This is a genomic window from Novipirellula caenicola (assembly GCF_039545035.1).
Lineage (GTDB): Bacteria > Planctomycetota > Planctomycetia > Pirellulales > Pirellulaceae > Novipirellula > Novipirellula caenicola.
Genome location: NZ_BAABRO010000017.1, coordinates 93,416 through 117,541, shown reverse-complemented (window position 1 = coordinate 117,541; position 24,126 = coordinate 93,416). Strand labels below are relative to the sequence as shown.

Here is a 24,126-nt window from a genome sequence, read left to right as displayed (position 1 = left end):
CGGCAAATTTTTCGGCTCGGGTGATTTTGATAGCCCAGATTTACTGAGGAAGGAACCGATCGATCCATCGCTATCACCGACTGTGCCCGAGCTCCGCATGCCAATTGAATCTGACATTTCGGCCGACTTGATGTTTACCGCCGACACCGTTGCGACCCAAGATCCTGCTGTGGCCAAACCCGCGGCACGGCCGCCGGTGGCTGCGACACCCGACGCAAAACGCGAAAGCTGGAGTCTCGATCTGGTCGACCCGGTCGACGACGTGATCCGCCGCACCGAAGAAACGCTCGACTTTATTGCCGAAGCCTCGATCGCGGCAAACAGTGTCCAGCCGCTCGATCACTACGATTTGACGATCATCGTTCCGGTCTACAACGAACGACAAACGCTTCCCAAGGTGCTCGAGCGAATTGATGAAGTGATGCCTCGTTCGACCGAGGTGATCATCGTCGACGATGGAAGCACCGATGGCACCAGTCAATGGCTCGCCGGTTTAACCCCGCGTGCCAACCGCACGATCATTCGTCGTCGCTGCAATCACGGCAAAGGATCGGCGGTCCGCTTGGCGATCCGGCACAGCCAGGGCAACGTGGTGGCGATCCAAGACGCGGATCTTGAATACGATCCTGCTACGCTGCTGCGTGTGGTATGGCCGATTTTGGACGGTAACGCCGATGTGGTCTATGGATCGCGTTACTTGGACGGCGGCAGCGATCCATCATGGCTGCATCGCTTTGGTAATTGGATGCTCACGAAGCTGAGCAATCTGATGACCGGGCTACGTTTAACCGATATGGAAACCTGTCACAAAGCGTTCGACGGTGAAATGTTACGAAGCATTTCACTCAAAGAGTGTCGGTTCGGCTTTGAGCCCGAAATCACGGCAAAAATTGCCGCGAAAGATGTACGCGTTCTCGAGGTTCCAACCCACTACGACAGCCGTGGCTATGACGAGGGCAAAAAGATTGGTTGGAAAGACGCGGTCTCAGCACTGGCGTGCATGTGGATCTACCGCAAAGGCTAGTTGCCTGGCAAATTGCGTTTGAACTTGGGCTCTTCGGCGACGGGAAGGGGCACATCGTGCTCTTCTTGAAATCGTCGGCGATCGACCGCGTCCGCGTAATAACGCAACCAAGTCTCGTTGTCCTCGACACATCGCCACTCGAGGTACTTGCCCGGAATGTCGAGTTTCTTCTCGCACGAGGGCATGATGTCGCGATAGATGATCTTGTAAAGTTCGCGATCGGATAAATGATCCGTGAACTTCAACACCACTTTCTCGGAATACAATCGTTCGATCGTGTTGGCAAGCAACCGCGGCAACGTGCTGTCGGAAACCGAATCAGGGCTTGGCAATTGCATCGGAGGGTTGAACCAAGACGCGATCGGCAAAGCGGGAGCACGTTCCCAAGCCAACATCGAGGCGAGATATTCGTTTTCGGTGTGCAATGGCATCCGGTGCATCGACGAGCTATCAATCGATTCGTCACGATACGGCTCGAGCTCGTCACGCAAGCGGGCATTCGCCAACAGCAAATCGACTTCATCAATTGTCGGTTGGCTTGTCTCGCTCATATCCATAGATGGCGGTACCTGATGAGGGTGAATTCTTCGTGGGACGGACGTGAGAGATCTAGGCGATGGGAAACATTTCCACGCGATTTAGATGACCACGATGTGCTTGACGCTTAGCACATGATCGATGGTATCTGTCTGGGCGGCGGGCTCAACGAAGAATTGAGTCAAAATGACGTTTTGCGAACATTTTTGACGCACCTATCGTCTCCTGACCGTTACGAACGGAACGTCTTACCAGAAATACCCGCTGATTTGCTATCAGAACGCCGCATGACACGCTACGACGTGCGTCCCTGGCACCGCAGATACAATTCGGCATGACGCTGCACCATGGCGTCGACGGTGAACTCGGTGGCGATCCGGTTTTGGGCCGATTTTGCGAGTTTTTTTGCGAGTTCAGGCGATTCCAGCAGCGTCATGGTTTGACGTGCAAAATCGGCGGTGTCGCCCATCGGCACCAACATTCCGGTGACGCCAGGGATCACTAAATCTCGGTTCCCGGGAATGTCCGATGCGACCACCGGAACCGCAGCCTGCATCGCTTCGATCAGCGAATTGCTTTGCCCTTCATATTCGCTGCCAATCCAAAACACATCGGCATGAGGCAACAATTCGGCTACATCGTGACGCGTTCCGGCGAATCGAACACGATCGGGAATCGTCACCGAGTCACGAAAACGCAACAGTTCACCGCGTTGCGGTCCGTCACCGAGGATCACCAACGTCGTGTCCTCTCGCGTGGTTCCGAGCAATTCGGCAGCCCAAATCAGATCGCGGTAGCGTTTCTGAGGCCACAATCGGCCCACGGCCAAAATTAGTTTTCGGTCGGCCGGAACCTGTAAACGAGCAAACGCTTCGTCACGCTCGATCCGGTTGCCCGATGGCGGTTCGATTCCATTGGGGATGACACAAAATTTGTCTCGGTCGATCCCGTGGGCGGCATAAAAATCGACCACTCCGGTGCTATTGGTGGTGATGGTGTCGGTCAGCCGTGCAAGCCGGCGATCGACAAAAAAGTGCGACTCGGTTTTCCAAGAATCAACACATCGCTCGCTGGCCATGATCGTGGGAACTCGCGCCAACCGAGCCGCGGCGCGACCAAAGCTGTTGGCCGCAAAGATCCATGTATGAACGACGTCGGGTTTCAAACGGACCAATTCACGTCTCAAACGAAATAGCGCCGTCGGATCCGCTTTGAATCGTTTGCCAATCACCGTGACGGGGATCCCGGCAGCACGCAGCGACTCGCTACGCGGGCCGTCACGCGTCAACAGGATGACGTGAACATCAAACGTGTCGCGTGGCAGATTTTCGGCCAACAAACAAAGTTGTTTCTCAGCCCCACCACGATCCATCGTTGGAATCACCAATGCGATTCGTCGGCTCATGAAGCAGTCTCGATCGAATTGGAATCATTGGCAATCCGCGATTTGCCGCTGGATTTTTCCTGGACGACTCGCGTCATTAAATCGATATACGCTTCGATCACTTTGGTTTGCGGACGCGATCGAATCAGATCCCGACGGAGCTGCAATGCACGCTGTTTTGCCTGGGAAATGTCATCAAGGGTGCGGCGAATGGCGATGCGAAGCGACTTGGATTTGCCAGCCGCGAACCACGCAACGGCTTCGTTTTGCGGATCGCCCACTGGCCCCGTTGATGCCGTCGCCGCCGTGGTTCGTTTGATCGGTTGTCCGGTGGGGGTCAATATCGAACGCAGTTCCGGAAACTCCGCTGCGACGATCGGTATCGCCGCAGAAACCGCCGATGGCAACGCAAAATCGAGACCTTGTTGATCACCGTGAACGAACACATCCGCCGCGATCATCAGATCCGTTGCGTCGACAAAGGATCCAGGCATGGCGATTGAATTCCGCACCCCGTCGGCACGTAAAAAATCGTACAACGTTTGACGTTCGGGACCGTCGCCGACGAACCAAAACCGTAAATCCGGTCGGTTGGCAATCAAATGCCGCGCGGTGGAAGCCAACCACTGCATCGCCCCCTTTTTCTGCATTCGGCCGGTGCACAGCACGACCTCGGATTCAGCCAACGTGGTCAGATCCGAATTGACGGCAGCCAAACGATTGCGAGCCGCCGCACGATTGTCTTCGAGGTTGTTCACGCTGCTGGTGAATCCAATTTCGATTCGATGCAGCTGAGATTGAGGAAAGCCTTGGGCGATCATCATCCGCTCGGCCGCGGCGTTCTTGACCACGATCGCATCCGCCTCTTTGGCCGTCGCTGCGCAGCGGCGGGCGGTTCGCGAGGTTTGCCACCACGCCGCATCACTTTCGTCACCCCAGCCTGCGGAAATCAACACCGAGGCGATACCGGCGGCGGCCGCCGCGTCGATGACCGCCTGTGATTCCTCGCGTATCGCATCCGCCAAAATCAAGTCAAACGATCCGCTGTTTTCTTTGAGCCAAGTGGTCAAATGACGCACGTAACGCCCCATCGACCAATCGCTGCGAGGGGCCGCGGCGGGACGGTGCACAGGGATCTCACGAAAGTGAAAATGCTCGGGCCACGACGCGGCATAGCGGGGCGTCACCACTTCGACATGCACCCCACTGCGATACAGATCGGTCGCCAATTGAGCCAAAAACCCTGCAGCATCAAATGAGGCATGGGGCCAGAAATGCCGCCCCACCAACAAGACTCTCAGCGATCTCGCGTTGGGATGAACACTCACGGTTGCGATTCCGATGCCGTTGCCTCAATCTCGTCAGGTTCAAGCACAGCCAGATAGGGAAGATTGCGATACATATCTAGATAGTCTAATCCGTAACCGACCACAAATTCGTCCGGAATCTCAAAGGCCACAAAGTCGGGTCGCATGGCGACAGAGTGTTCTCGATTTTTGTGCAACAACACGGCCGTCTTCACCGTCGTCGCCCCTGAATCGAGCATCATTTGGCGAAGCCGATCGAGCGTTTTGCCGGTGTCAAAAATGTCGTCCACAAGCAAGACATCACGGCCCGAAACGTCGATCATCATTTTCGAATCCACCTGCAGATCGCCCGATTTTGTCCCTCCACGATAGCTTGATGCTTGCACCACCCCAACCCGTTGTGGCATCGACAGCCGGCGGATCAGATCCGCAAACAGCACCAAACTGCCCGTCATCACGGCGATCACCGTCAAATGTCGCTTGTTGCCGTAGAAATCGTCAATCTCGCGTGCCAGACGCAGAACGCCCTCGTTCAATTCCGTTTCGTCTAACAAGACTCGCATCACACCAATTCCTGGAGGCAAAGAAAGCAATAACCGATGGCAACTTGGGAAGTTTAGGGGCAGATTGCCTACGAATCGAGATCGATCGAACGAAACAATTGCAATGAGTCGAAAAAGAAAAGACCGGCGGGTGGCCACCAGGGACGGGGGCACATTCGCCGGAGCTCTCGCTTTTCCAGGGATCACCACCGCTGTACCGAACAACGCAGCGGTTCGTATCCCCCTCGATTCGACCGTGATTTGACCATCGAATGACAAACTCTCAACGCCTGGAAACTGTCCGAAGCCGTCTGTGCCAATGGATCAACGACCAGTGTAACGATGCGGATCAAGCAAACGGGCCCGAAACGCAGGGGCCCGAAAAAATGGGGCCCGCGAAGGTGTTGTCCGAGTCGCTGTTGATTCGTGATGGTTTCTTCTGTGGACGCTGTTTCCGCACCGAAACGTTTCGAGCGGTTTGGTTTATCGAAGAGGACGAGCTAAAAATCTATTCCAATTCCGGCAATTTGGAATGCGTCTTGACCGGTGACGAGATCGATCAAGTCGAAGAAGTCCAATCGGCGGAAGAATCGATCCTCCGCATGCCCGAACGAGTTGCCGAAAACGACACGCCCGTTCGGCGAGCCGCGTAGTCTCTGCGTAACGTTCGCGTCCAGGATGATCTTCGTCGCGTTGCGGCACCGCGTTCCAGTGGCGCAAATCCACCGGCAGGATTTTCACTGCCGAAATTGGACTGCTGAATATTTACGGGCCGTTTGGCGGGTTGTTCACTTCGCCATGCGGCGGGCGGCCAAATCGGTCTAGACGCTCGGCTGCTTTCTTTTCTAGAACCGGCAACGCGTGTGAGGCTTGGACACACCGCGTGGAAAAGATCAGCAAACAAACTAAGGACGGAGAGTTGGAATGAACGTAAATTTCTTTGAATGGCTGCGAGACGGCGTACGCCAATCGGTGCTGTTGGGCGTCAGCGACGCGATCGAGCAAATCGGAACCCCAACCGACAGCGACGACCTGCATCCCAACGTAGCGGCTCTTTTGGCGACCGACACCGGGACGACCAAGGGAACTCGCGGCAAAACGACCGCTGCCAGCAAAAAACGACTGGGCAAATCGCTCAAAGACATGAATTCAAGCGACGCGGCGTAAGGCCCGGTCAAAAGGCCCGGTCAAACGGAAATTCAAGGGTCACGAAACTCACACGCGAGTTTCGGATCGTTCGTGAAAAAAGAAAAAGTCTCAACGACTTTCCGCGACGACGATTCACCCTATTTTGACTCGGATCCCACCTGCACGCGGCAGCGAAACGTGACGGTGGTAGGACAACTTGGTTTGGCGGCCAGCGTTAGTTGTCCACCGACTAATTCCGCACGCCCTTTCATCGACCGGATCCCAAAGCGGTCCGATGAAACCGCTTGAGGGTCGAATCCGGCCCCGTTGTCCTCGATCGTGAGGGTCAATGTATGGTCATCGACATTGGCGGCGACGCGAACCTTCGTCGCCATGCCATGGCGAGCGGCATTGCGGATCGCTTCGATGGTGATCCGATAGGCCGCCGTGGCAACGTCTTCGGGCAACTCCGTGGCCGCGTCGGAAACATCCCACTGGATCACCGTCCGACGCTGGGCGGCACCATCAAGAATCCGCGTCAGCGTTTCCGCAGCCGCGGCGGACCAAGTTTGGTGCCGTAGTTCCGCGGGGTAGGCCGCGCCAAGAATTTGTCGACCGGTCTGCAACGCCTGGTCGACCCACTTTGTTATTTTTTCAAGCTGCTCGCGTCGCTCGATCGCCTCGGCGTCCAACTCACTCTGCGGCTTGCGATCATGACGATCGATCAAGTGATGCAGCCCTGCCGAAGCCCCGAAGATCAACGGCAACAAAGCGTCATGAATCTCGTGACCGATCGCCGCTCGCTCGGCTTCAATCAAACGCGAATTTTCGAGCGTTTGATCCTTGTCGGAGTGATCGTCCGTGGGCTGAATGTCGGCTGCGTTCAACCGAACCAACCTTTCTTGTCGAAGCTCGCCATCGCTTTCTCTTCGCCTTCCTGAATATCAAACAGCTTGTTTAGCTTGGTGATCTTGAAGACTTCCATCACGTTGGGCGAAACTTCACAAAACTTCAAACCCACCCCTTGCGCTTTACAACTTTTGTTGAGCATCACCAATTTGGTGATCATCGCGGAGGACATGAAAGAGACGCCGCGAAAATTAAGCAGCATCTTTTTGTGAACCGCTTGTGGGACGGCCTCTTGAAGTTCGCGTCCAACCTGCTCGATGCGTTGACTGTCAAGAATCTTGCTGTCGGTAAACCCAACCAACAAAATATCATTAACAACTTGGGTGGTGATTGCCGACATACAGAGCTTTCGAAGGATGGGAAAGAAGGAAAGCGGGTGCCCGCCGGATGACGGTTTCCGCTAATAGATTATCACCCAAAACCGCGGCTGGCAATTCACCCAAAGCAAGCAAATGACGTGGAAACACGATTAAACACGTCGTTTTTCGAATGTCGCTCGCGTCAATCGCTTCGGCGACCAAGCCGACAACGGACTAGGGATCAAAATCGTCCAGCTGGTCGACCAAAGAATCCAGCTGCTCGGAAGTGACCGAGCGGCGGAGCGAGCGATCGAGCGGCGGAGTCTGCGAGTTTGCGTTGTCGCTTGGCTCGTTGTTGGCGTCGCCCTCCGGTTTAGGACGGATCGGCTGAGTCGACGGTGGTAGTGAGGGCGCCGTTTGCGGTTGGCTCGACACCGGTGATTGGGGCCGTGCGGCCGAAGGGGCTCCGAGTGACAACGAAAACGTTTTGACCTGCTTGCTCGCATGCAGCCGCAAAATCGATTCACGCAACTTCTTGGCCTCGGCAAACCGACGTAGATCAAACGCATAAACTCGCCGCGATCGCTGCGTGGGATCGCCCACCGCGTCGGGATCATCCGGGTGTGGCCAGCGAACAGCATCAACACCGATCGCCTGCAGCGACTGACATGTCTGCGACGCCGTTTGCCAATCCAACACCACCACGTCGCCCGTGATCGATTGCAGGGTGAGATGATCGGTCGACGCGATCGAGACGGATTCGAGACGATTGACCAAGGTCAAATCAATCTCGGGCAACCCCAACAGCTCGCCCAACACCTCATCCACGCTGCAACCGGCAATCCCGCTGGCTTGCCCGCCGTCTCGCTGCGAATCGCCATTGGACGCGCCCGAATTGACCGAAGATTGCAGATCAGGGGTTGGGGGTGATTGAACGATCACGACGGTCAAGCGAACGGGCATACTGTTGTCTCCGAGATGTTTCTATCAAGTCGTAAAGGTCAAACCAAAGATCTCGCAGATTGGTTTGCGGACCAAGCGAACGCCGCTGCAGTTCTTGTCGCACAAGCGTCTGCTCGGACTCGGCGAGCGAGACGATCAACCATTCCGTCAGCGCGGCAATCTTTTCGGAATCGAGCGTTGTGTTCCGCAGCATCGCGAAACCGCGATGCAAACGGTGACTCGTCGCCAACACGGTTTGTCGCCACCGCTTCGCTCGCCGCCGAACGTGCATCACGGACCACCACGATAATTGCTCGAGCCCATCAATGATCAACAATCCCTCGGGTCGAGCTTGGCGTTGTTTTGCGGCCACCCAACGAGCCATTTTCCAGTGGTGCAGGCGACGCTCGATCGCGTTGGCAAGCCAATGGCCAAGCGAGACGCGATCCGGTGCCAGCGATTGCGATGGAGGTTGATGCAAATGAACTTCGATCAGCTTGGGAAAGTGTTTCGCCAGCGGTGGCACCAGCGAACGAACCAAGGTCGATTTGCCCGATCCATGAGGCCCTGCGATCAAATGGAACGGGGCCAGATGCCCGGAGTCGCCGCAGATTCGCCGCACCAATTCATCGAGCTCATTTGACTGATCGAGCTCATTTGACTGATCGAGCTCATTTGACTGATCCGGCCCATCAAGTCGATCGGGGCGATGACCGGCATCACGCTGCGGATCGAATCGATACTCGATTGCCCCGGGACGAACGATGCGGGTGCAAAACGGATTGGAGGGCTGAAAATCCACCGCCGTGCCTACGGCTTAGTATCGCTTCGCGCTAGAAGCGGTTGCCAACCGACTCGAGCGACTGTGATGAACGAAGCCCTTTTTCAGATCCAATGACTTTTTGACGTCGGCGGAAAGCGTCGATGGCTTTGCTCCGTCCTGGTTCGTCATTTCGCATCCCAGCGGCGCGTTGGCTCGCAATCGGTTGGACACCAAATGGAACGGTTGTTCACTGACCGTTTCCCGGGCGCCGGCGACAAACAATCGCAAACGCAGGCACCAACACACCCGGATCAGATGACCGTGATAGCTCAGCGGTGTGTAGGGCAATTTACACGACAATGACTGAGTCTCGGCGAGTCCCGCTTGCCGCAATTGTTGTTCATCGAGTCGGTGAAAATGATGAACGTGCAGATCCTCGTCGCCTTTGCCTTCGGTGTGCCAGAGCACCGAAATTTCGACGCCTTGCACTTGATCCAGCGGGACGCGGCTGATCCGCCAACGCGCGGTCAATTGGTCTCCCACCTCGTAAACCGCGTCATCCCGGCACAACGCTACATTTACCGCGGGTTGCGTTTCGGCGGCAATCCGGGTGGATGAACGATGACGGGGAAACTTCGGCAGAACGATGGCCAAGGGCGTGACTCTCCGGAAACGACGATCTTCCAGCGAATTGCGTTGTGAGAACCAACAAACGAATGCATGACGTTCTCGGGAAGCTCGATGGCTAATTGTTGTTCCCAAGGGGCCTGTGGGTCAACCGCAACGTCTCGCTGATTTAGGATTACTTGGCTAAACGCTTCGTATTTTTCCACCCTTACGTCCGTTCCTTGGCGATAAAACGTCTCTTCCTCGCAACACAACAAAATTTTTAATCGGCGAAGTTTTAGACGTCCCATTTGGCAGACATAGACGCGATAGTCGTCGCCTGGGACCAACGGATGATGGCTGATTTCGACAATCGTCGCCCCAACCCCCGCAATCCGCCGGACTTGCGAGATGAACGATCGAAACGCCCACAAGCCAATGCCGCCTAGCGGCAACAGCAGAAATGTCAAGATATGACGGGGGCGGTCGTAATAAATCCCCGAAACGACAACGGCTAACAAAACGAACCAAACGGTATTCCATAGCAGCGCCAAAAGCGCGGGTCCCAACACGCCGCCGTCGTCGGGGTTGGACATCGCTAAACGATAGGTCAACCGTTCACCAGGACTATCGGTCAGCAGCCGACCCTGTGGCACACTGGGCAATTTGGAATCGTCGTCCGCCGATGGACCGATGATTTCGATCGAACCGCTGCGGCTGGCCTTCGCCGAGCGTCGTTCGTGGCTGGTCGCCAAACTACTGAGCCGGATCAGCAACCCGCCACCTCCACTGGCGATCGCCGCCAGCGAGAGAATGCCGAACACCCAAAAGCTAAGCGAGCTTGAAAGGGTCTCGGTTGACCCTTCGAGTGCCTGTTCGGGGGCAAACCGGGCGATCATGACGACCGAGATCCCGAACACGCCCAGCAGAAACAGCGAAACGTAAAAGACTGCTTCGCCGGCTAGTCCACTGAGCGCATGCCCTAAATGACGCTTGCCCCGCTTCTTGCTCCATGGCTTTGGGAATCGGGGCATCAGCGACTACGAAACCACCGCAGTGACTTCGCGACCAGGACGATAGAAACCGAGCTCTTCGAGCGCGGCGTACACCTCTTCGAGTGTCTTTTCACCAAAGTTGCTGATCCCCAACAATCGTCGTGGGGTCGCGTTCAAAAGATCACGGACCGTCAAAATCCCCGTCTCTTCCAAACAATTGGTGGTTCGAACCGAAAGCCCCATCTCCGCAATGCTGAGGTCCAATCGTTCGCGGCGAAGGCGTGCTTCCTCTTCCGCTCGGCTCAATGGAATACGTGTCATTGTCTTCAACTCCCTTTTCAACAAATTGCCAACAAAATGCGTCCGCATTTAATCGCCGGGGCTGCCGTCTGCCACACACAAACGATGCACCGTGATTCTGGGCCGAGATATTAGGCAATCCGGCGACGCAAAGCAAACGTCTTCGCAAAAATTTCGTTAGCAATTTTCTAGTTAAAATGCTAGCAAAGAGAGTTTAGCGACCGACCTCAGCGGCTAAGGATTGGGGGACGCCATCGGTTCGGAAAAGTCGAGTTGGCCATCCAAGGCCGGATTGGACTGGGACGTCGCAGGCGGTTGCGACGATCGCGGCACAAAAATCCGGCTCGATTCAAGCGAGTCGGAATCGTCATCGTTTGCTGCCGGGGTCGGCACTAGCGACGTGTTGGGCAGCATCTCGACGTCCTGGCGATACGACGTCGAGGGCTCGAGATCCGAGATTTGCGCCCCGTGTTGCCACGATTCGGGCGACAGCATGACTTCTTTAGCGTGGGGTTGCCGCGCCATCGGGACGCCGATCAAACCGGGGGTCACCGGCGCGATCGTGCTGACCGTTTCGGGATGAGGACAAGGGGTTTGGCATTTACAGCAGCGGTCACAGGTTTGTGTGGCCTGCCAAAACATCAGCTCTTCACAAAACGTGCGGCCAGCGACATAGATGCGGTCTCCCGGCATAAGCTGGTAATTGGTTGCCGTATCGCCCATTTGAGTGATTTCGCGATAGCAAATCGGCAGCGTGACTCGACACGAATGGGACGTGGTTGGGCGCGCTAGCAAAAGCTTGCAAGGTGCCGCATCACTGGTCAAACCGCCGGCGGCCAAGATGCCATCGAGCACCGTTTCGTAACCGGTCAACGGATAGCTGCCTGGTGAATTGACTTCACCGAGGACATAGAAACGATGCATCGCTTCTAGCAAGCGAATATTGATCTCGGTTTCTTCTTCGCCTTCTTCCACCAACGTCTGTTCCACGAGGGCTTCGGCATCTTCGAGCGTCAAGCCGGCAACGACGACGCGGCCGTAACCGCCGAGATCGATGCTGCCGTCGGTCAACACATGCTGGTCCGCCGGCAATCGCACATCGCTGTCGAGTTTTACCGTTTCGATTAACAGCACGTCGCCGGGTTCGAGATAGTGCGCTTCGACCACCGTCCGGTTGAGCTCACGCGGCAAATTGGCAGGACTGGGCGACTTCTGCAAAAGCTCTTCGCTTTGCCGGGTCAAATAGTGTCCAGTGGGAAACAGCGAGAGTCCCAGAGCGCTGCACCCTACCAAAGGCATAAGCAGAACGGCGACGAGGAGTGTGCGAAACATGATGGGTAGGCCCCAAGGCAAGATTAAAATCGACTAAATTGATCCAGTCGGTTTTATCGTCCTAACAAGAGGGGCATCGCCGATGCAATTGAGATGCTCCGGTATTTCTACGCAAACGCCAAGGTTTCACAGATTTCGAAGGCAATCTCGCCAAAAATCGACCATGCAGCCAAATTCATGTCGACCGAACATGACAGAGGTCCGACGCAGCAAGGCCCGGGTCGAACAGGCATGGCGGGTCGATCGGGCAAAACGGTCGATCAGGTACAGAACGGGTCAGTTTTGGGCTTGGAAGGGGTTTTCCGAGCCAAACACGGCACAATTCAGCCCCAATACCTCGCTGACGATATAACGAGCCACTTCGTCTCGCAGGGTCGCGAGCGGCCGCAGTCTCAGTTTGGGATCGTACAGGGTTCCCCCGACGTCCACATAGATGGTGCGATTGCTGAGCAGTTGGTTGATGCGAATAAAAAGAGCGACTGGCGAAAGCGAGGTAAACGAGGCAATTTGCAGATAGACCTCCATCACTTGGCTGGCTTGGAAGTTGCCAGTCGAAATCACCGCCTCGACATCCATCCGCAGATTATCTAGCTGCACGTAGCCGTCCGCCCATACTTTGAGCTGCGGGCTACTGAGGACAAATTCATCGATCCGGGCACGACCGCGAGTGATGGTTCCGCTGAGCTGGCCGTCCTCGATTCGGATCCCGGCCAACGGAACGGCGCCGAGAAACCGCTGGGCCTCGCTCAGCCCTGGGATCGCCGAGGCTTGCGAGCCATCCAATTCGGTGGAAAAGGATCCTCGAAGATCATCGCTGCTGGCAATCGCCTCGCCGCCCAGCGTTAACTTTCCACGGACTTGGCCGTTGGCGTAGGAAAAACTTCCGCCTCCAGCGTCCGCGATAAACTTGGCAAAATTTACACGTTCGAACGACCATTGGCTGGCCAAATCGAAACGATTGGGGCGATAGGACGATTTGAGTTTCGCAAACCCACGCAATCGTCCGCGAGCGACTTCGCCATGAATCGAGGAAAAGGAGGCATCCCATTGACCGCTGCCAAGGGAATAGGAGGCGATCATTCCGCTGTTGGCATCGCCGACGGGAATGCCAGCGACCACGGCATCGTGTGCCTGGACCGCACCTCGCGCCCGAATCGACCCTCCACCGGTCACATGAAATTGGCCCGATAATTTTCCTTCGACAAAATCAGCCACCTGTTCTGATAACAATCGGATCGAAGGGGATGCATCGACCGACGCGACCTGGACATCGATGTGTCCATCGTTCTGTAACACGTCCCACTGGCCGCGCGCTGTGATTCGGCCTCCGGCGTAAATCCCTGACACTTTATCGACATCGACGCTGCTGCCACGCGTTCGCAGTGCGATCTCCAGACGATGGGTGATTAAGACCGTGCCAAGTGACAGATGGTCGAGTTGAATTCCTGCGGTCGATCGCAGCGGAGCATCCTGCTGCGACGCACCCAATGCACCGTCCAACTCGATGTCAGCCGATACCAGACCACGAAGTTGGCGAAAGCGTGGGACCAACCAGGACTGCTGCGGCATCACCATCACCAACCGATCGATGCGAATCCGATTGACCGACAAACGAATTTGCGAGGGGCGTTGCCACAGATCTTGCCATGTCATGTCGGCGGTCACGTCGGATTGCGTTTCCACTTTGACATCGCCACCGAACAAATTCCCGTCGGCGGTGAGTTTCAAGGCATCGTCGGATTTTGAAATCACAAGATCCATCTGTCCGATATCAGCATCGCCTACTTTGATCGAATCGAGTTGAACTTGAACATTTCCGCTTTGGTCGGCCAATCGGCTCCAATCGCCGGCGGGAAGCGTCCAATCGATCTTGCCCGAGGAACTCGCGGAAATCACCACATCGGCGAGCGAAAACAGCTGAGCGTTGACATTGGGCGAAAGCCCTTGCCAGCTCAAGTTCAACGTGCTGCTGTCCTGTTTATCCAGTGCCACGGAAGCCTCTCCGGAAATCTCGCCCCCGAACAATTGGGCATCGATTTGGGAAAGCACCCAGCGGCGATCCTGCAACGTGTAATTGGCCTGCACGTTTTGCACGATCAGATCGTCGCGTGGTGGATTGCCGCTTGCACCGATGGGCGCGAGTTTGAAGTGTTGCTGATCAAACTCGAACGCATGTTCGATCAAACCAAGCTGCACCCCGGCGATACTTAAACGGGGCGATGCTACCCGTCCCGCCATCGTCCATTTCGACTGTGCCAATTCGCCAGTCGCGGTCGCGTCCAGATCAACTTGGCCTGCGGCGAATCGATTCGCGTTCGCTCCGGCAAGCTGTGCCAACGTATCCAAGGGAAGATCATTCGCGCGAACCGCAAACGAGAATCGCTGTTGCTGGTTCAGTTCGATCCGTCCCTGAAGCGAAGCGGACAGATCCGCCGACGCGCTCGAGCGGATTTGCAAATCGTTGGCCATCAGTACCCCATCCGCGATCGAGATCGATGCCGATGGAATATCTAACGGCAACGCGTCGCCGCGAGCCAGAGAGTCAATTCGCAATTGAGTCGTTGCATTCCAACTTTGGATTTCGCGAATCGATTTCAGCGGGGCTTGGAACTGAATCTCACCCGACACCACGCCATGCAGCGGTTGTTGGTCATCGCGAGCTTGGATGGCCAAAATCAGCTGGTGTAGTGGTTGGATGGCCACCGATTCCGTCGTGATCGCGGCATCGATTTGACCAAGCGGCGATAACTGCAGCGTCGCCGCCCCAGTGACCCGGCCGGCACCGGCGCGGTTCACCTGCCGGGCCCCTCGCGGACCTGCGGCGTCAATCAAACGTCCGTTGATTTGATCTACCGTCATCACGCCATCGGCGATCTGAACATGCGTTTGAAAATCCTCGAGCACCAATTGCTCGAGTTTCAACCGCGGCGAGCGGACGAGGCCTTCGAGTCGATATTTCTTGGCGTCGGTCAGGGCGGTCAGCGGGACCGAGACGTTCAAATTGACTGAGACCGCCCCCTCCATTTCGATTGGAATCCCAATTCCCAACCGCTTCAAACGTTCGGACAGTCGTTTAACGTCAACCGAGTCGAAATCCCACGAGGTGGTCCAGTAGCGGGTATTGTCCTTTGCCGCAGCTGCGGGCTTCGGTCTCGCAGCCGGTGGGGCTTGAGCGGAAACCTCGGTCCCGCCCCCCCATGCAAGCATGATCCCCAGCATCCCGGCGAACGAGATCCAGCGAATCCATCGAGCGAGCGAGTGTTCGGCTGGTCGCATCATCATGGGCAATTAGGGATAGGGGGTTGAGTGATCGATTGCGTTCCCATTGATCTAGATCGGAAAACGGACCCGAAAAAGCCAACGTTCCTGTGCGAAACCCTGGGATCGGAGACCGAGTCGATGCAAAAACAAGACCAACTTTGTTTCCCTCGCTGACAAACCACCCAAATGGTGGAAACCGATCAAAATCGGGCGTCTGATCGTCAAACTTCGTCAAAAACCGAGGAAATGCGTAAAAAAACGGGGTATGACGGGCAGCAACAACAAAGCGATTGAAGGGACTCGAAGCCACAGTTTCCGGCATCGGAATCAGTATATTTCGAGCTTCGGGCTTGGGAGAAAAATCCCACCAAGCTATACATAGGGGTGAATCGGATGGCGCACGCGTACGACTGTGTCGGTAAGCTGCACTGAATCAGCCTAGTCGATGCCTCAATTCACAAGCAAATTCCCTCCGGAATGCTATCCAAAATTCAACGATATCCCATTGTTTTGCTGGATTCGCGCGGATCACGTTTGATGCGATTACCGAGCACCTACCACGACACACCGGTAGGCTGCCGACGCTCCACCCTGCTGCTGCGACCGACCAAAACACTACAAAACACAAAAAATTCTACCCAAACAGTTATCCATGAGATCTGATCACTGGAACTTTCTTGCCAATCTCTTGGGCACTTCTGGCTCAAGCGATTCCCCAAAAAAGAAAACCTCTCCTCCTCAGTCGCCTGCCTCTTCTGCGGAATCCGAAAAACCCAAAGCCGAGTCATCGGCCCCTTCTTCTTCCCCTGAATCGGACTCGAACGCGAAAAAACTTTCCGATTCGGGAACGACGCCACAGCGACGCAGTGCTCCGAGCCCGGTCAGCAGCGAAGAGTCGGGCGACACTCCGAAAAGTGTCGAAGACGTGCTAGAGGCTTTGCGTTCGCCCACTCCACCACAAAAAATCCCCGGCTTTGGTCCTCCTAAGAAAACAGAATCGGTAGCCAAGCCAGCTGGACCATCAAGTCGCCCCACGGACGCGGCCCCCAAAAAATCGTTCCAAGATCGACCTCGCGATCCGGTAGGCACTGCTGGATTGCAAGAGAAATCCAAACCCATCGGGGCGGCCGAAGAACCTGAAAATGCCGATACCGATCGTGCTTGGGGCAGCTTGGCCAACCAGTTGGGCGTTGCGGTGGACGATGATTTCGCAATCGAGCGGGAATCCAAGCCGGAGCCCGAGGTTGCTCGAGAACGCAGCTCTCGAGAACGCAGCGTTCGAGCGGAAAAGCAGGCAGAAAAACGCGATCCTGAACCGGCCAAGGCAGAAAAACGCGGCGGATTTGGCACCGGACTCGGTTTGGACATCGCCGACGACGATGACGACGCCAGCGACGTCGACGCAGGTTTTGGCGCGCCTCGCAGCGAAAAACCGGCCCGTCAGGAAAGGCCAGCCCACCAGGAAAAACCAGCCCGTCAGGAAAAATCGGCTACCGAAAGCCGCGAGCGATCGAGCGAGTCGCCCAAGCGTCCCGCACGTAGCCGCGATACCGAATCCTCGACCGATTCGGACCAAAAGTTCATCTCGAAGAAATCTTCGTTCGACGACAAAGATTCTGAGGGGAACGAACGCAAACCACGTCGCCGTGGTCGCCGCCGAGGCGTCCGCCAACGGATTACCGAAGAAGAGCTCGAACGCAACGAAGGCAGCCCTGCGAAACCAGCAGAAGCGGCTGACAGCAGCGATGATGCCGGTCGTGGCGATGATTCCGGTCGTGATCGTGGCGGCCGAGGCCGCTCCTCACGCGATTCGTCTCGCGACTCCCAGCGAAGCCCGGCTGCCGAAGGCGGTCGCCGCCAACGAAGTGCAGCAAAATCGTCGGATGAACCAAGCAACCGTTCGGATCGCTCACGGTCGGATCGTGGTCGCCATGCGAACCGCGATGCGGATGAAGGTGGTTTCGGTGCCAATCTGTTTGTAGACGACATTGACGACGACGAACTGCTCGTCGACGAACAAGACAGCGACGACACCTCGGCCAAGTCGGGTGATGCGGCTGCGGATCGCGACGAAGATGCTCCGCGACCTCGCTCGCGACGACGCGGCCGCCGTGGCGGACGACGTGGACGCAATCGTGATGAGTCCCGTAATGCGGACGAGAGCAAAGACGTCGACAACGATGATACGTCGGACGCCTTTGGCGAACTTCCTTCGTTTGTCGATGACATGGAAGACGATGACGAAGCCGAAGCCCTTCGCCGTGAAAAATCGCGTTCGCAATCGGGCCGTGGATCACGTGGCAACCGAGATTCCAAGGGACGCGATTCTGCAGACCGAGACAACTCGTCTGATACCTCGTCGCGTTCGCGTGGTCGGGGACGTCGCAATGAGTCGTCCGCTGCTGGATCGGCGGATCGCCCCAGCGCACCGACTTGGCTTGAAACGGTCAGCATCCTGGTCGATGCCAATGTCGAAAACCACAAAAAGACACCTGCCCGTGGCGGCGGTGGACGTGGTCGAGGTGGCAAACGCCGCTAGCGATGGAGCCAAAGGATCCTAACGATCCTGGTCGTAAAAATCGCTTGGAACGCAAAAGCCATTGGAACAGACTGGCGTTGCTTCGTCCCCAATTCCCACGGACGAAGCCGCCGCGGTCCCCCCCAGTGCAATCTACTTTCGTCCCAAGCGGATTGGTTTTCGTAAGCGGAGCGTTACTAAAGTAAATGGCATTGACGGTCCGCCAGCAAGAATCTGTTTTCAACTCAGCTCTTTTGCAGTGGGACGGTTCCCAAGAAACCGTTTTTCTGTCAGAATCACGCGTCCTCAGTGAATTGAATCGTGTCCGAAAGTGGCGACCCTTGCGATTGTGAATCGTGAACCTGGTCAGGCCTTAACTGGAGCAGCCATAAGCGGTGTAGCTCTGTGTGAGGGTCGCCTCTTTCGGGCATGACATTTCACCTCAACGCATTTCGCTCTTGAAACGTTTGGGATCGAACAAACGCAAGACGCTTGCTCGCGACGCGTTGAAAAATCATTACGCGAACGCTTTTGCCCCGCACCATGCCTGAGTCTTCCGGTCAGCAGAACGCCTCTTCCCAAGACTCGTATGTGGTGGTCGCACGGCGGTATCGTCCTCGTGCGTTTGACCAATTGGTGGGCCAAGACCACGTCGGCCGCGCGCTGAAAAACGCGATCGAAACCAATCGCGTAGGGCATGCCTATCTATTCACCGGGGCACGTGGGGTCGGCAAGACGTCAACCGCGCGGATTTTCGCCAAAGCGCTCAACGATCCATCGGGACCAACGGCGACGCCGGACAACAGCACCGATGTGGCGCAAGCGATTGACTCGGGCGAAGACGTTGATGTGATCGAAATCGACGGTGCCAGCAATCGCGGGATCGACGAAATTCGCTCGCTGCGTGCCAACGTGGGAGTCCGCCCAAGCCGCTCGCGGTACAAGATTTACATCATCGACGAAGTTCACATGTTGACCGGCGCGGCCTTCAACGCGCTGCTGAAAACGCTCGAAGAACCCCCCGAGCATGTGAAGTTCATCTTCTGCACGACGGATCCCGAAAAACTTCCCATCACCGTATTGAGCCGTTGCCAACGGTTTGATTTCGCGCCGGTCGAAGTTCCCAAGATCGTCAATCGGCTGCGAGAAATCGTGCAGGCCGAGAACGCCGAAGCCGACGACAAGGCACTCGAACTGATCGCGCGTCGCGCTGCCGGTTCGATGCGAGACAGCCAATCGCTGCTTGAACAAGTCCTTAGCTTCAGCGATGGCAATCTAACGGCCGAACAAGTTCACGCGATGCTGGGCACGGCCGACGATGAACGGCTCCATGCACTGGCCAAAGCGATGGCCGAGCGCGACGCCGCCGAGGTGATTCGTCAATTGGATGCAGGCATTGACGCCGGAGTCGACGCAGGTCGTTTGGCAGAACAGCTGCTCGCCTATTTCCGCGACCTGATGGCCGTGACCGTTGGCTGTGACGCGACGCTGATGCGTCACACCTCGACGGCTCTGTATGATGAACTCAACGAACTCGGTCAACGCTGGGGACTACAAACCGTCTTGGCGGTAGTTGGCCTTGTCGACCAAACGCTCGTACGAATTCGCCACAGCGTTTACGCTCGCGTTCTGCTCGAAGCCACGGCGATCCAGATCTGCAACCTGCCCGATCTGCAACAGATCGCCGACTTGGCTGCTGCCGCCGATTCCATCGCAGCCTCTCCGACTCATCACGGTTCGTCTGGCGAAAAAAAAAACATAGTAGCTAACGCCGGTTCTGCCCCGCCCGCCGCGGCGACCGAACCGAATCGCCCGGCGGCAACAACAAACGCTACTGTAACGGGCTCCACAGCAACGACGGCGGCAGCCGCTCAGCCGCAAACAGCTGCGCAACCACAGGCCCCGGTCCAATCGCCCGCAGCAGCGTCGACAGACGCCCCGGATCAAGCAATCCCGCCAGAGCCCAACGACACATCACCGCCTCGCGCGGCAGTCGCTTGGAACCAGGCCAATGCCGAACGGATTTGGCAGGAAGCGATCACGATGGTCGAACCGATGACCGAAACCTTGGCTCGGGCGGTTCAGCGTGTCGTGGCCGAAGAAGGCAAGCTGCGGCTTGTCTTTCCCGGAGAATCCAAGCTTGCATACAGCCGCTGCGAAAACCCGCAGCACAAGACCTCGCTGAATACCGCCGTCGCAAAATTGGCGGGGCGAGACATTGTGCTCGAATTTCAATTGGCCGCTCCCAAACCGGTTCAAGTCAAAGCGGCACCGGTGGAGCCAGGCAAAGCGAGAATGCAGCGAATGAAGGAGATTGAAGCCAACCCGTTGGTCAAATCCATCGTCGAGGTGTTTGACGCCGAGATCGTGAAAATTGAAAAGCCACGCTAGCCACGATTTCGCCGCGAGCTTTCTGCGTGGCTTTTGATTCAGTGAGCCGCGACGCGTCAGCGGCCGGGTCCCACGCACGACCCGGCGCCTCACGGCCCGCGGCTCAACGTTGCGATTTGCAGTTGGATTAGATCAACGAGCCGCCAAAGATTCCTGGCAGGCATACGACATGAGAACGAAAGTCTTGACGACTTCCGCTACGGCGAAATTGGTGCAGACGCTACAAGAAAAAACGCTCTCTAGCGTTACGCCAACAATTCGACCAGCGACTGCTGCAGTTTCGGCGAACTCGAAACACAAAACCGCGGCTCCCAATCGTCAAACTCGGATCCGTCATACGAGGTCAACGTGGCTCCGGATTCGCGAGCAATGACGATCCCGGCAGCGGCGTCCCACGAGTGCACGCAGGTAGCCCAATAGCCATCCAAGCGGCCATCGGCGACGTAGCAAAGATTCAGTGCACAGGAACCAAGTCGCCGCAGCGCGCGTGTTTTTTCAAGCACACGAACGAAGCGGGCCACGTCCGGCGAATCCCCCTTCACGCCCGCTGGAAAACTGCACGCCATCATGCTGTCGTATAGATTTTCTTGACCACTGACGTGCATCGGGCGACCGTTGACAAAAGCGCCACCGCCATCGATCGCGGTAAACATTTCATCACAGACAGGATCGTAAATCACGCCCAGCCGCATCTTTCCGGCGACATACAACCCGATTGAAACTGCAAAACTTTGCAAGCGATGGACATAATTGACGGTGCCGTCGAGCGGATCAACGACCCAGCAAGGCGGCGCGTCCTGTTTGCCCTGTCGCACCGCTTCGGGAGGCTCATTTTCACCTTCCTCTTCGCCCACGAAGCCGTAGCCGGCAAACGCATCCATCAAAATTTTGCGAACGGCTTTCTGCGAGGCGAGATCCGCGTCGGTCACCAGATCTTTGGGAGCTTTCTCACGCACCACTCGGTCGTCTCGGCGAGCCATTAATTCGACCGCGCCGGCTTTTGCCGCAGCCACTGCGACTTCTAGATGCTGCTGATCCATCCTAAAACTACTACTCAAATTCCTCGAGTTGCCTGAGCTCTTCGAGCCAGACGCGAATGTCATTGTCGTACTCAGTTGCCATGTCGCTGCGAATCAATTGACGATGAAATGCCGCAGCGCCTTGCTCGACATGCTCGGCCGCCTCGGCGCTGGGAAAGCGTCGATTCGGATCCGGTGCGATCAGCCCCAACAAAAAGTTCATCAGCAATTCGTTTCGCAGCACATCGCCGGGCAAAATTTTGTGCAAACGAGCCGGGAGCTCGCGTTTGGCTTGCAACAATTGCCTTAGATTCTCAAATTCACTAAACGGATTCAAGCCGCTTAACAATTCGATTAACACGTAGCCCACGCTGGCCAAGTCACTGCGCGGTGTCGCTTCGTTGTTTTCAAGGACTTCGGGAGCGGCGTATACCGGAGTACACTCGCGATCCCGCGGCGGGTTGGTGAAATCGAACGCCGACCCCATGTCGATCAACTTGGTGTGCCCGGATCGCTTCAGCATGATGTTCGCTGGTTTGACATCGCCGTGGACGATATTTTCACGATGCAGCGCGGCAAGCGCCGCTAAACATTCACGCACAATTGCGACGGCCACACCGGCCTTGAAACGCGACTGCTGCATCCCATCGGTCAGGATCACCTCGTTGATGTAATCCCAACGCCGCTGGCTGACACGATTGTGTAGCAACTCTAAACAGCTCGGCGAAACCAATTGCCGCAAATCGTAACCATCAACCCATTCCATCATCATGATGCGGATGCGGTCGCGTTCGAAGAAATTCTGCACGTCCAGCAAATTGTCGTGCTGGATCAACGCCACACGAGCCGCCACCGTGGCGACCCGCGCCATCGATTCTTCGTAGGCACGTGCATCGGTGTAGCGTTCCGGCGAGAACACCTTCATCGCCACCGGAACGGTAAACCCGTCGGTGCCTCGGTACTCGGTCAGATACACTTCACCCTGGCCGCCCTGGCCGAGCAGACGAAGCAAATGATGATGCCCCGTCCAGCTGACCTTCGGCGCCCGAGTGAGTTCATCATAGCGACGCACCAACTCTTTATCGGTATTACCATGAGCCGACCCATGAAGAGTCACCGTGGGATTCGGCTCAAATCGTGTTGTCGCTTGCATAAGTTGCTGCCCATCCTTGTTTTATCAAGACAAGCCCCCCTAAGTGTATTAACGGGCACCCGCTCGATTTGTACTGTTTAAAAAGTCCCGCCTACCAACAAGTTAGGAAAACCAATCCCCCGTAAATGAAGATAAATGATGCTAAAATGGGGCCCAACGCGAATCGATCCGCCAAACATATCGCGAATCACGGTGATCCGATATTCCCTCGATTACCCCCTTGAAGACACCCACCAGATAGCCCTACCTCGCTTCGCCCTCAGTGCCCAGTTGATAGCAGACCAGAGAGTCGCGTCGACGAACCAACATGACCCCATCGCTGATTGCAGGCGTTGCACACGCCAACGGGCCAAACGAGAGTGCTTTCTGCCAAACCTTCTCTGCTTCGCCAGCCCCATCCTGCTCTTCGATCGCGTCAAGATTCAACTTGCTTCTCAAATCGTCACTCTTGATTAGGCGTCCTTCGGAATCAATTTCCGCATCAAAAAGCGCCCGATATCGATCGTTTGCGGCATCCACACACAACACGCCATCCCAACCGAAATAAAGCAGGTCGCCGGCTACCACCGGGGATGTGTAGCGAGGATTGGAAATGGACAACGTGGTTTGCCAAACAGTATCCCCATCCTGCAAACGAACCTTGGCCAACCGCTTTTCGCCTTGCACAAAAACTGAGTTTTTGTACACAGCCGGCGTCGATCCAGAATCCGCAGCCCCGCGAAAACGCCACGCCAATTCAGGCGCGACGTCCGCCGCTGTGGCGTCCAACCGATACGCACTCAAACCATTCTTTCGCGACGATCCATAGGTCAACAACAAATCTGCGGTGACAATCGGCGTTGATTGCCCGGCCCCCGATTGCAGATCCCATAACCATGTCCCATCGGCAATTCGATAGGCTTCGGTTCGCCCGCCTTTGGTGTTGGCGATCACGACGTCCGCACGGCTTGGCTGATCCCCCAACTGCCAAACCACCGGACTGCTATGCGATGCGTAATCCAGCGGTGTCTGTCCCTGCCACAACAAACGGCCATCTGACACATCCAACGCGACCAGGGCTCCACAGGCCACCATCGCCACATCCGCGTGCACGACAAACGAGCTAGCGAAGAACTCGTCACGAAATTCGCCGGACAACCGCTCGGTCCAAATCACGTTGCCTGTTTCTGCGTCGTAGCAATACGCCGTTCGCTCGGGGCCGAGGACCAAAAGTTTTCCATCGGCAACACACGGCGTTCCCGATTGAACAAATCGCGTGTAAACCACTGGCGTTCGCTTGTCCCAAATCGTTTCGCCCGATTCTAAATCCAAGCAAACGACTCGCTGCTCGAAAGAGAACGCCTTCGCACGAGCCTCGTTTTCATCACGCCGTTTGACCTCGTACGCTTCGTACTCGGCATCGGTCATCCCGGTGCGTTTTTCAGGCGGCAACCAAGGGTATTGTGCCTGCCCCAGCGTGCCCCCCTCTTTCTTGCTCTTGGTGTGGGCGTAGACGTAGACCTTGCCATCGGCAATGACCGGCGAACTCCATCCGCCGGAATTTCCGCCTTCAAAGCCGGTCAATTCCCACATCGGCGACAGCCCCGCTGCGGGCAAATCGCGAATCAAGTTAGTCGATTCAGCGTACCCATCGCGGTTGGCTCCGCGCCACTGCGGCCAATCGGCCCACAGCTGCGATTCACCCATCGCCCCCCAACACAGCAATCCTAGAACGAT

At 56.4% G+C, this 24,126-nt stretch carries 21 protein-coding genes and 1 other RNA gene; 6 read left to right on the top strand and 16 right to left on the bottom strand.

What is annotated here, in order from left to right; all coding sequences use genetic code 11:
* The first annotated feature begins 97 nt into the window (after positions 1-97).
* Positions 98-1,024, top strand: a complete 927-nt coding sequence (locus tag ABEA92_RS24965; RefSeq protein ID WP_345687401.1) for a glycosyltransferase family 2 protein — start codon at positions 98-100, stop codon at positions 1,022-1,024.
* Here ABEA92_RS24965 and ABEA92_RS24960 read toward each other — a convergent pair.
* The 4 genes from ABEA92_RS24960 to hpt form a co-directional block, all read right to left on the bottom strand.
* Positions 1,021-1,575, bottom strand: a complete 555-nt coding sequence (locus ABEA92_RS24960; RefSeq protein WP_345687399.1) for a hypothetical protein — start codon at positions 1,573-1,575, stop codon at positions 1,021-1,023. The two genes, ABEA92_RS24965 and ABEA92_RS24960, sit on opposite strands and share 4 nt — an antisense overlap.
* A 281-nt stretch (positions 1,576-1,856) precedes the next feature.
* Complete coding sequence (locus ABEA92_RS24955; RefSeq protein WP_345687397.1) at positions 1,857-2,966, bottom strand: glycosyltransferase family 4 protein; 1,110 nt, start codon at positions 2,964-2,966, stop codon at positions 1,857-1,859.
* Positions 2,963-4,273, bottom strand: a complete 1,311-nt coding sequence (locus ABEA92_RS24950; protein ID WP_345687395.1) for a glycosyltransferase — start codon at positions 4,271-4,273, stop codon at positions 2,963-2,965. The genes ABEA92_RS24955 and ABEA92_RS24950 overlap by 4 nt, the downstream gene beginning before the upstream one ends.
* Positions 4,270-4,815 carry a hypoxanthine phosphoribosyltransferase gene (gene hpt / locus ABEA92_RS24945; protein WP_345687393.1) on the bottom strand — a complete coding sequence of 182 codons (546 nt, stop codon included), beginning with the start codon at positions 4,813-4,815 and terminating at the stop codon, positions 4,270-4,272. The genes ABEA92_RS24950 and hpt overlap by 4 nt, the downstream gene beginning before the upstream one ends.
* A 251-nt stretch (positions 4,816-5,066) precedes the next feature.
* On the opposite strand from hpt, the gene ABEA92_RS24940 reads away from it, so the two are divergent.
* The gene (locus ABEA92_RS24940; RefSeq protein WP_345687391.1) at positions 5,067-5,447 is read left to right on the top strand and encodes a hypothetical protein; all 381 of its coding nucleotides are present in this window, start codon (positions 5,067-5,069) and stop codon (positions 5,445-5,447) included.
* A 271-nt stretch (positions 5,448-5,718) separates the two neighbouring features.
* Positions 5,719-5,961 (top strand): hypothetical protein, encoded by a 243-nt coding sequence (locus ABEA92_RS24935; RefSeq protein WP_345687389.1) that lies wholly within the window; start codon positions 5,719-5,721, stop codon positions 5,959-5,961.
* Between the two features lie 119 nt (positions 5,962-6,080).
* On the opposite strand, the gene ABEA92_RS24930 is transcribed toward ABEA92_RS24935, so the two are convergent.
* The 9 genes from ABEA92_RS24930 to ABEA92_RS24890 all read right to left on the bottom strand — a co-directional run bounded on the left by ABEA92_RS24930 (position 6,081) and on the right by ABEA92_RS24890 (position 15,350).
* The gene (locus ABEA92_RS24930) at positions 6,081-6,809 is read right to left on the bottom strand and encodes a sensor histidine kinase (RefSeq protein WP_345687387.1); all 729 of its coding nucleotides are present in this window, start codon (positions 6,807-6,809) and stop codon (positions 6,081-6,083) included.
* Positions 6,806-7,171 carry an STAS domain-containing protein gene (locus ABEA92_RS24925; protein ID WP_345687385.1) on the bottom strand — a complete coding sequence of 122 codons (366 nt, stop codon included), beginning with the start codon at positions 7,169-7,171 and terminating at the stop codon, positions 6,806-6,808. Before ABEA92_RS24925 ends, ABEA92_RS24930 begins: the two co-directional genes overlap by 4 nt.
* Positions 7,172-7,364: 193 nt before the next feature.
* Positions 7,365-8,093: a hypothetical protein gene (locus ABEA92_RS24920; RefSeq protein WP_345687383.1), complete on the bottom strand. Its 729-nt coding sequence runs from the start codon at positions 8,091-8,093 to the stop codon at positions 7,365-7,367.
* Positions 8,044-8,874: a hypothetical protein gene (locus tag ABEA92_RS24915; protein ID WP_345687381.1), complete on the bottom strand. Its 831-nt coding sequence runs from the start codon at positions 8,872-8,874 to the stop codon at positions 8,044-8,046. The genes ABEA92_RS24920 and ABEA92_RS24915 overlap by 50 nt, the downstream gene beginning before the upstream one ends.
* Positions 8,875-8,889: 15 nt before the next feature.
* A complete protein-coding gene (locus tag ABEA92_RS24910) occupies positions 8,890-9,405 on the bottom strand; it encodes a hypothetical protein (RefSeq protein WP_345687379.1) in 516 nt (171 codons plus the stop codon).
* An 8-nt stretch (positions 9,406-9,413) separates the two neighbouring features.
* The gene (locus tag ABEA92_RS24905) at positions 9,414-10,475 is read right to left on the bottom strand and encodes a hypothetical protein (RefSeq protein ID WP_345687377.1); all 1,062 of its coding nucleotides are present in this window, start codon (positions 10,473-10,475) and stop codon (positions 9,414-9,416) included.
* Between the two features lie 6 nt (positions 10,476-10,481).
* Positions 10,482-10,757 carry a DNA-directed RNA polymerase subunit alpha C-terminal domain-containing protein gene (locus ABEA92_RS24900; protein ID WP_040770093.1) on the bottom strand — a complete coding sequence of 92 codons (276 nt, stop codon included), beginning with the start codon at positions 10,755-10,757 and terminating at the stop codon, positions 10,482-10,484.
* Between the two features lie 213 nt (positions 10,758-10,970).
* Positions 10,971-12,068 (bottom strand): polysaccharide biosynthesis/export family protein, encoded by a 1,098-nt coding sequence (locus ABEA92_RS24895; RefSeq protein WP_345687374.1) that lies wholly within the window; start codon positions 12,066-12,068, stop codon positions 10,971-10,973.
* A gap of 276 nt (positions 12,069-12,344) precedes the next feature.
* Complete coding sequence (locus tag ABEA92_RS24890; protein WP_345687372.1) at positions 12,345-15,350, bottom strand: translocation/assembly module TamB domain-containing protein; 3,006 nt, start codon at positions 15,348-15,350, stop codon at positions 12,345-12,347.
* A gap of 631 nt (positions 15,351-15,981) precedes the next feature.
* Between ABEA92_RS24890 and ABEA92_RS24885 the strand changes: the two genes are divergently transcribed.
* The 3 genes from ABEA92_RS24885 (at position 15,982) to dnaX (ending at position 20,238) form a co-directional block, all read left to right on the top strand.
* The gene (locus tag ABEA92_RS24885; RefSeq protein WP_345687370.1) at positions 15,982-17,868 is read left to right on the top strand and encodes a hypothetical protein; all 1,887 of its coding nucleotides are present in this window, start codon (positions 15,982-15,984) and stop codon (positions 17,866-17,868) included.
* A gap of 309 nt (positions 17,869-18,177) precedes the next feature.
* Positions 18,178-18,272: signal recognition particle sRNA small type (ffs, locus tag ABEA92_RS24880), an RNA gene on the top strand.
* Between the two features lie 118 nt (positions 18,273-18,390).
* Positions 18,391-20,238, top strand: coding sequence for a DNA polymerase III subunit gamma/tau (gene dnaX / locus ABEA92_RS24875; RefSeq protein ID WP_345687368.1), 1,848 nt, complete (start codon positions 18,391-18,393; stop codon positions 20,236-20,238).
* A 245-nt stretch (positions 20,239-20,483) separates the two neighbouring features.
* Here the strand turns inward: dnaX and ABEA92_RS24870 are convergent, their stop codons facing one another.
* From ABEA92_RS24870 to ABEA92_RS24860, 3 genes are all read right to left on the bottom strand, one after another.
* Positions 20,484-21,278: an inositol monophosphatase family protein gene (locus ABEA92_RS24870; RefSeq protein ID WP_345687366.1), complete on the bottom strand. Its 795-nt coding sequence runs from the start codon at positions 21,276-21,278 to the stop codon at positions 20,484-20,486.
* A gap of 10 nt (positions 21,279-21,288) precedes the next feature.
* Positions 21,289-22,410, bottom strand: a complete 1,122-nt coding sequence (locus ABEA92_RS24865) for a serine/threonine-protein kinase (RefSeq protein WP_345687364.1) — start codon at positions 22,408-22,410, stop codon at positions 21,289-21,291.
* Between the two features lie 243 nt (positions 22,411-22,653).
* Entirely contained in the window at positions 22,654-24,096 is a 1,443-nt protein-coding gene (locus ABEA92_RS24860) for a PQQ-binding-like beta-propeller repeat protein (RefSeq protein WP_345687362.1), read from the bottom strand.
* Between the last annotated feature and the right edge of the window lie 30 nt (positions 24,097-24,126).

What these genes read in the sequence shown, in the direction of transcription:
- ABEA92_RS24965 (WP_345687401.1), top strand. Translation starts at nt 98, where the DNA reads ATGCCAATTGAATCTGACATTTCGGCCGACTTGATGTTTACCGCCGAC.
- ABEA92_RS24960 (WP_345687399.1), bottom strand. Translation starts at nt 1,575, where the DNA reads ATGAGCGAGACAAGCCAACCGACAATTGATGAAGTCGATTTGCTGTTG.
- ABEA92_RS24955 (WP_345687397.1), bottom strand. Translation starts at nt 2,966, where the DNA reads ATGAGCCGACGAATCGCATTGGTGATTCCAACGATGGATCGTGGTGGG.
- hpt (WP_345687393.1), bottom strand. Translation starts at nt 4,815, where the DNA reads ATGCGAGTCTTGTTAGACGAAACGGAATTGAACGAGGGCGTTCTGCGT.
- ABEA92_RS24940 (WP_345687391.1), top strand. Translation starts at nt 5,067, where the DNA reads ATGACAAACTCTCAACGCCTGGAAACTGTCCGAAGCCGTCTGTGCCAA.
- ABEA92_RS24935 (WP_345687389.1), top strand. Translation starts at nt 5,719, where the DNA reads ATGAACGTAAATTTCTTTGAATGGCTGCGAGACGGCGTACGCCAATCG.
- ABEA92_RS24925 (WP_345687385.1), bottom strand. Translation starts at nt 7,171, where the DNA reads ATGTCGGCAATCACCACCCAAGTTGTTAATGATATTTTGTTGGTTGGG.
- ABEA92_RS24920 (WP_345687383.1), bottom strand. Translation starts at nt 8,093, where the DNA reads ATGCCCGTTCGCTTGACCGTCGTGATCGTTCAATCACCCCCAACCCCT.
- ABEA92_RS24905 (WP_345687377.1), bottom strand. Translation starts at nt 10,475, where the DNA reads ATGCCCCGATTCCCAAAGCCATGGAGCAAGAAGCGGGGCAAGCGTCAT.
- ABEA92_RS24900 (WP_040770093.1), bottom strand. Translation starts at nt 10,757, where the DNA reads ATGACACGTATTCCATTGAGCCGAGCGGAAGAGGAAGCACGCCTTCGC.
- ABEA92_RS24895 (WP_345687374.1), bottom strand. Translation starts at nt 12,068, where the DNA reads ATGTTTCGCACACTCCTCGTCGCCGTTCTGCTTATGCCTTTGGTAGGG.
- ABEA92_RS24890 (WP_345687372.1), bottom strand. Translation starts at nt 15,350, where the DNA reads ATGATGATGCGACCAGCCGAACACTCGCTCGCTCGATGGATTCGCTGG.
- ABEA92_RS24885 (WP_345687370.1), top strand. Translation starts at nt 15,982, where the DNA reads ATGAGATCTGATCACTGGAACTTTCTTGCCAATCTCTTGGGCACTTCT.
- dnaX (WP_345687368.1), top strand. Translation starts at nt 18,391, where the DNA reads ATGCCTGAGTCTTCCGGTCAGCAGAACGCCTCTTCCCAAGACTCGTAT.
- ABEA92_RS24870 (WP_345687366.1), bottom strand. Translation starts at nt 21,278, where the DNA reads ATGGATCAGCAGCATCTAGAAGTCGCAGTGGCTGCGGCAAAAGCCGGC.
- ABEA92_RS24865 (WP_345687364.1), bottom strand. Translation starts at nt 22,410, where the DNA reads ATGCAAGCGACAACACGATTTGAGCCGAATCCCACGGTGACTCTTCAT.
- ABEA92_RS24860 (WP_345687362.1), bottom strand. Translation starts at nt 24,096, where the DNA reads ATGGGTGAATCGCAGCTGTGGGCCGATTGGCCGCAGTGGCGCGGAGCC.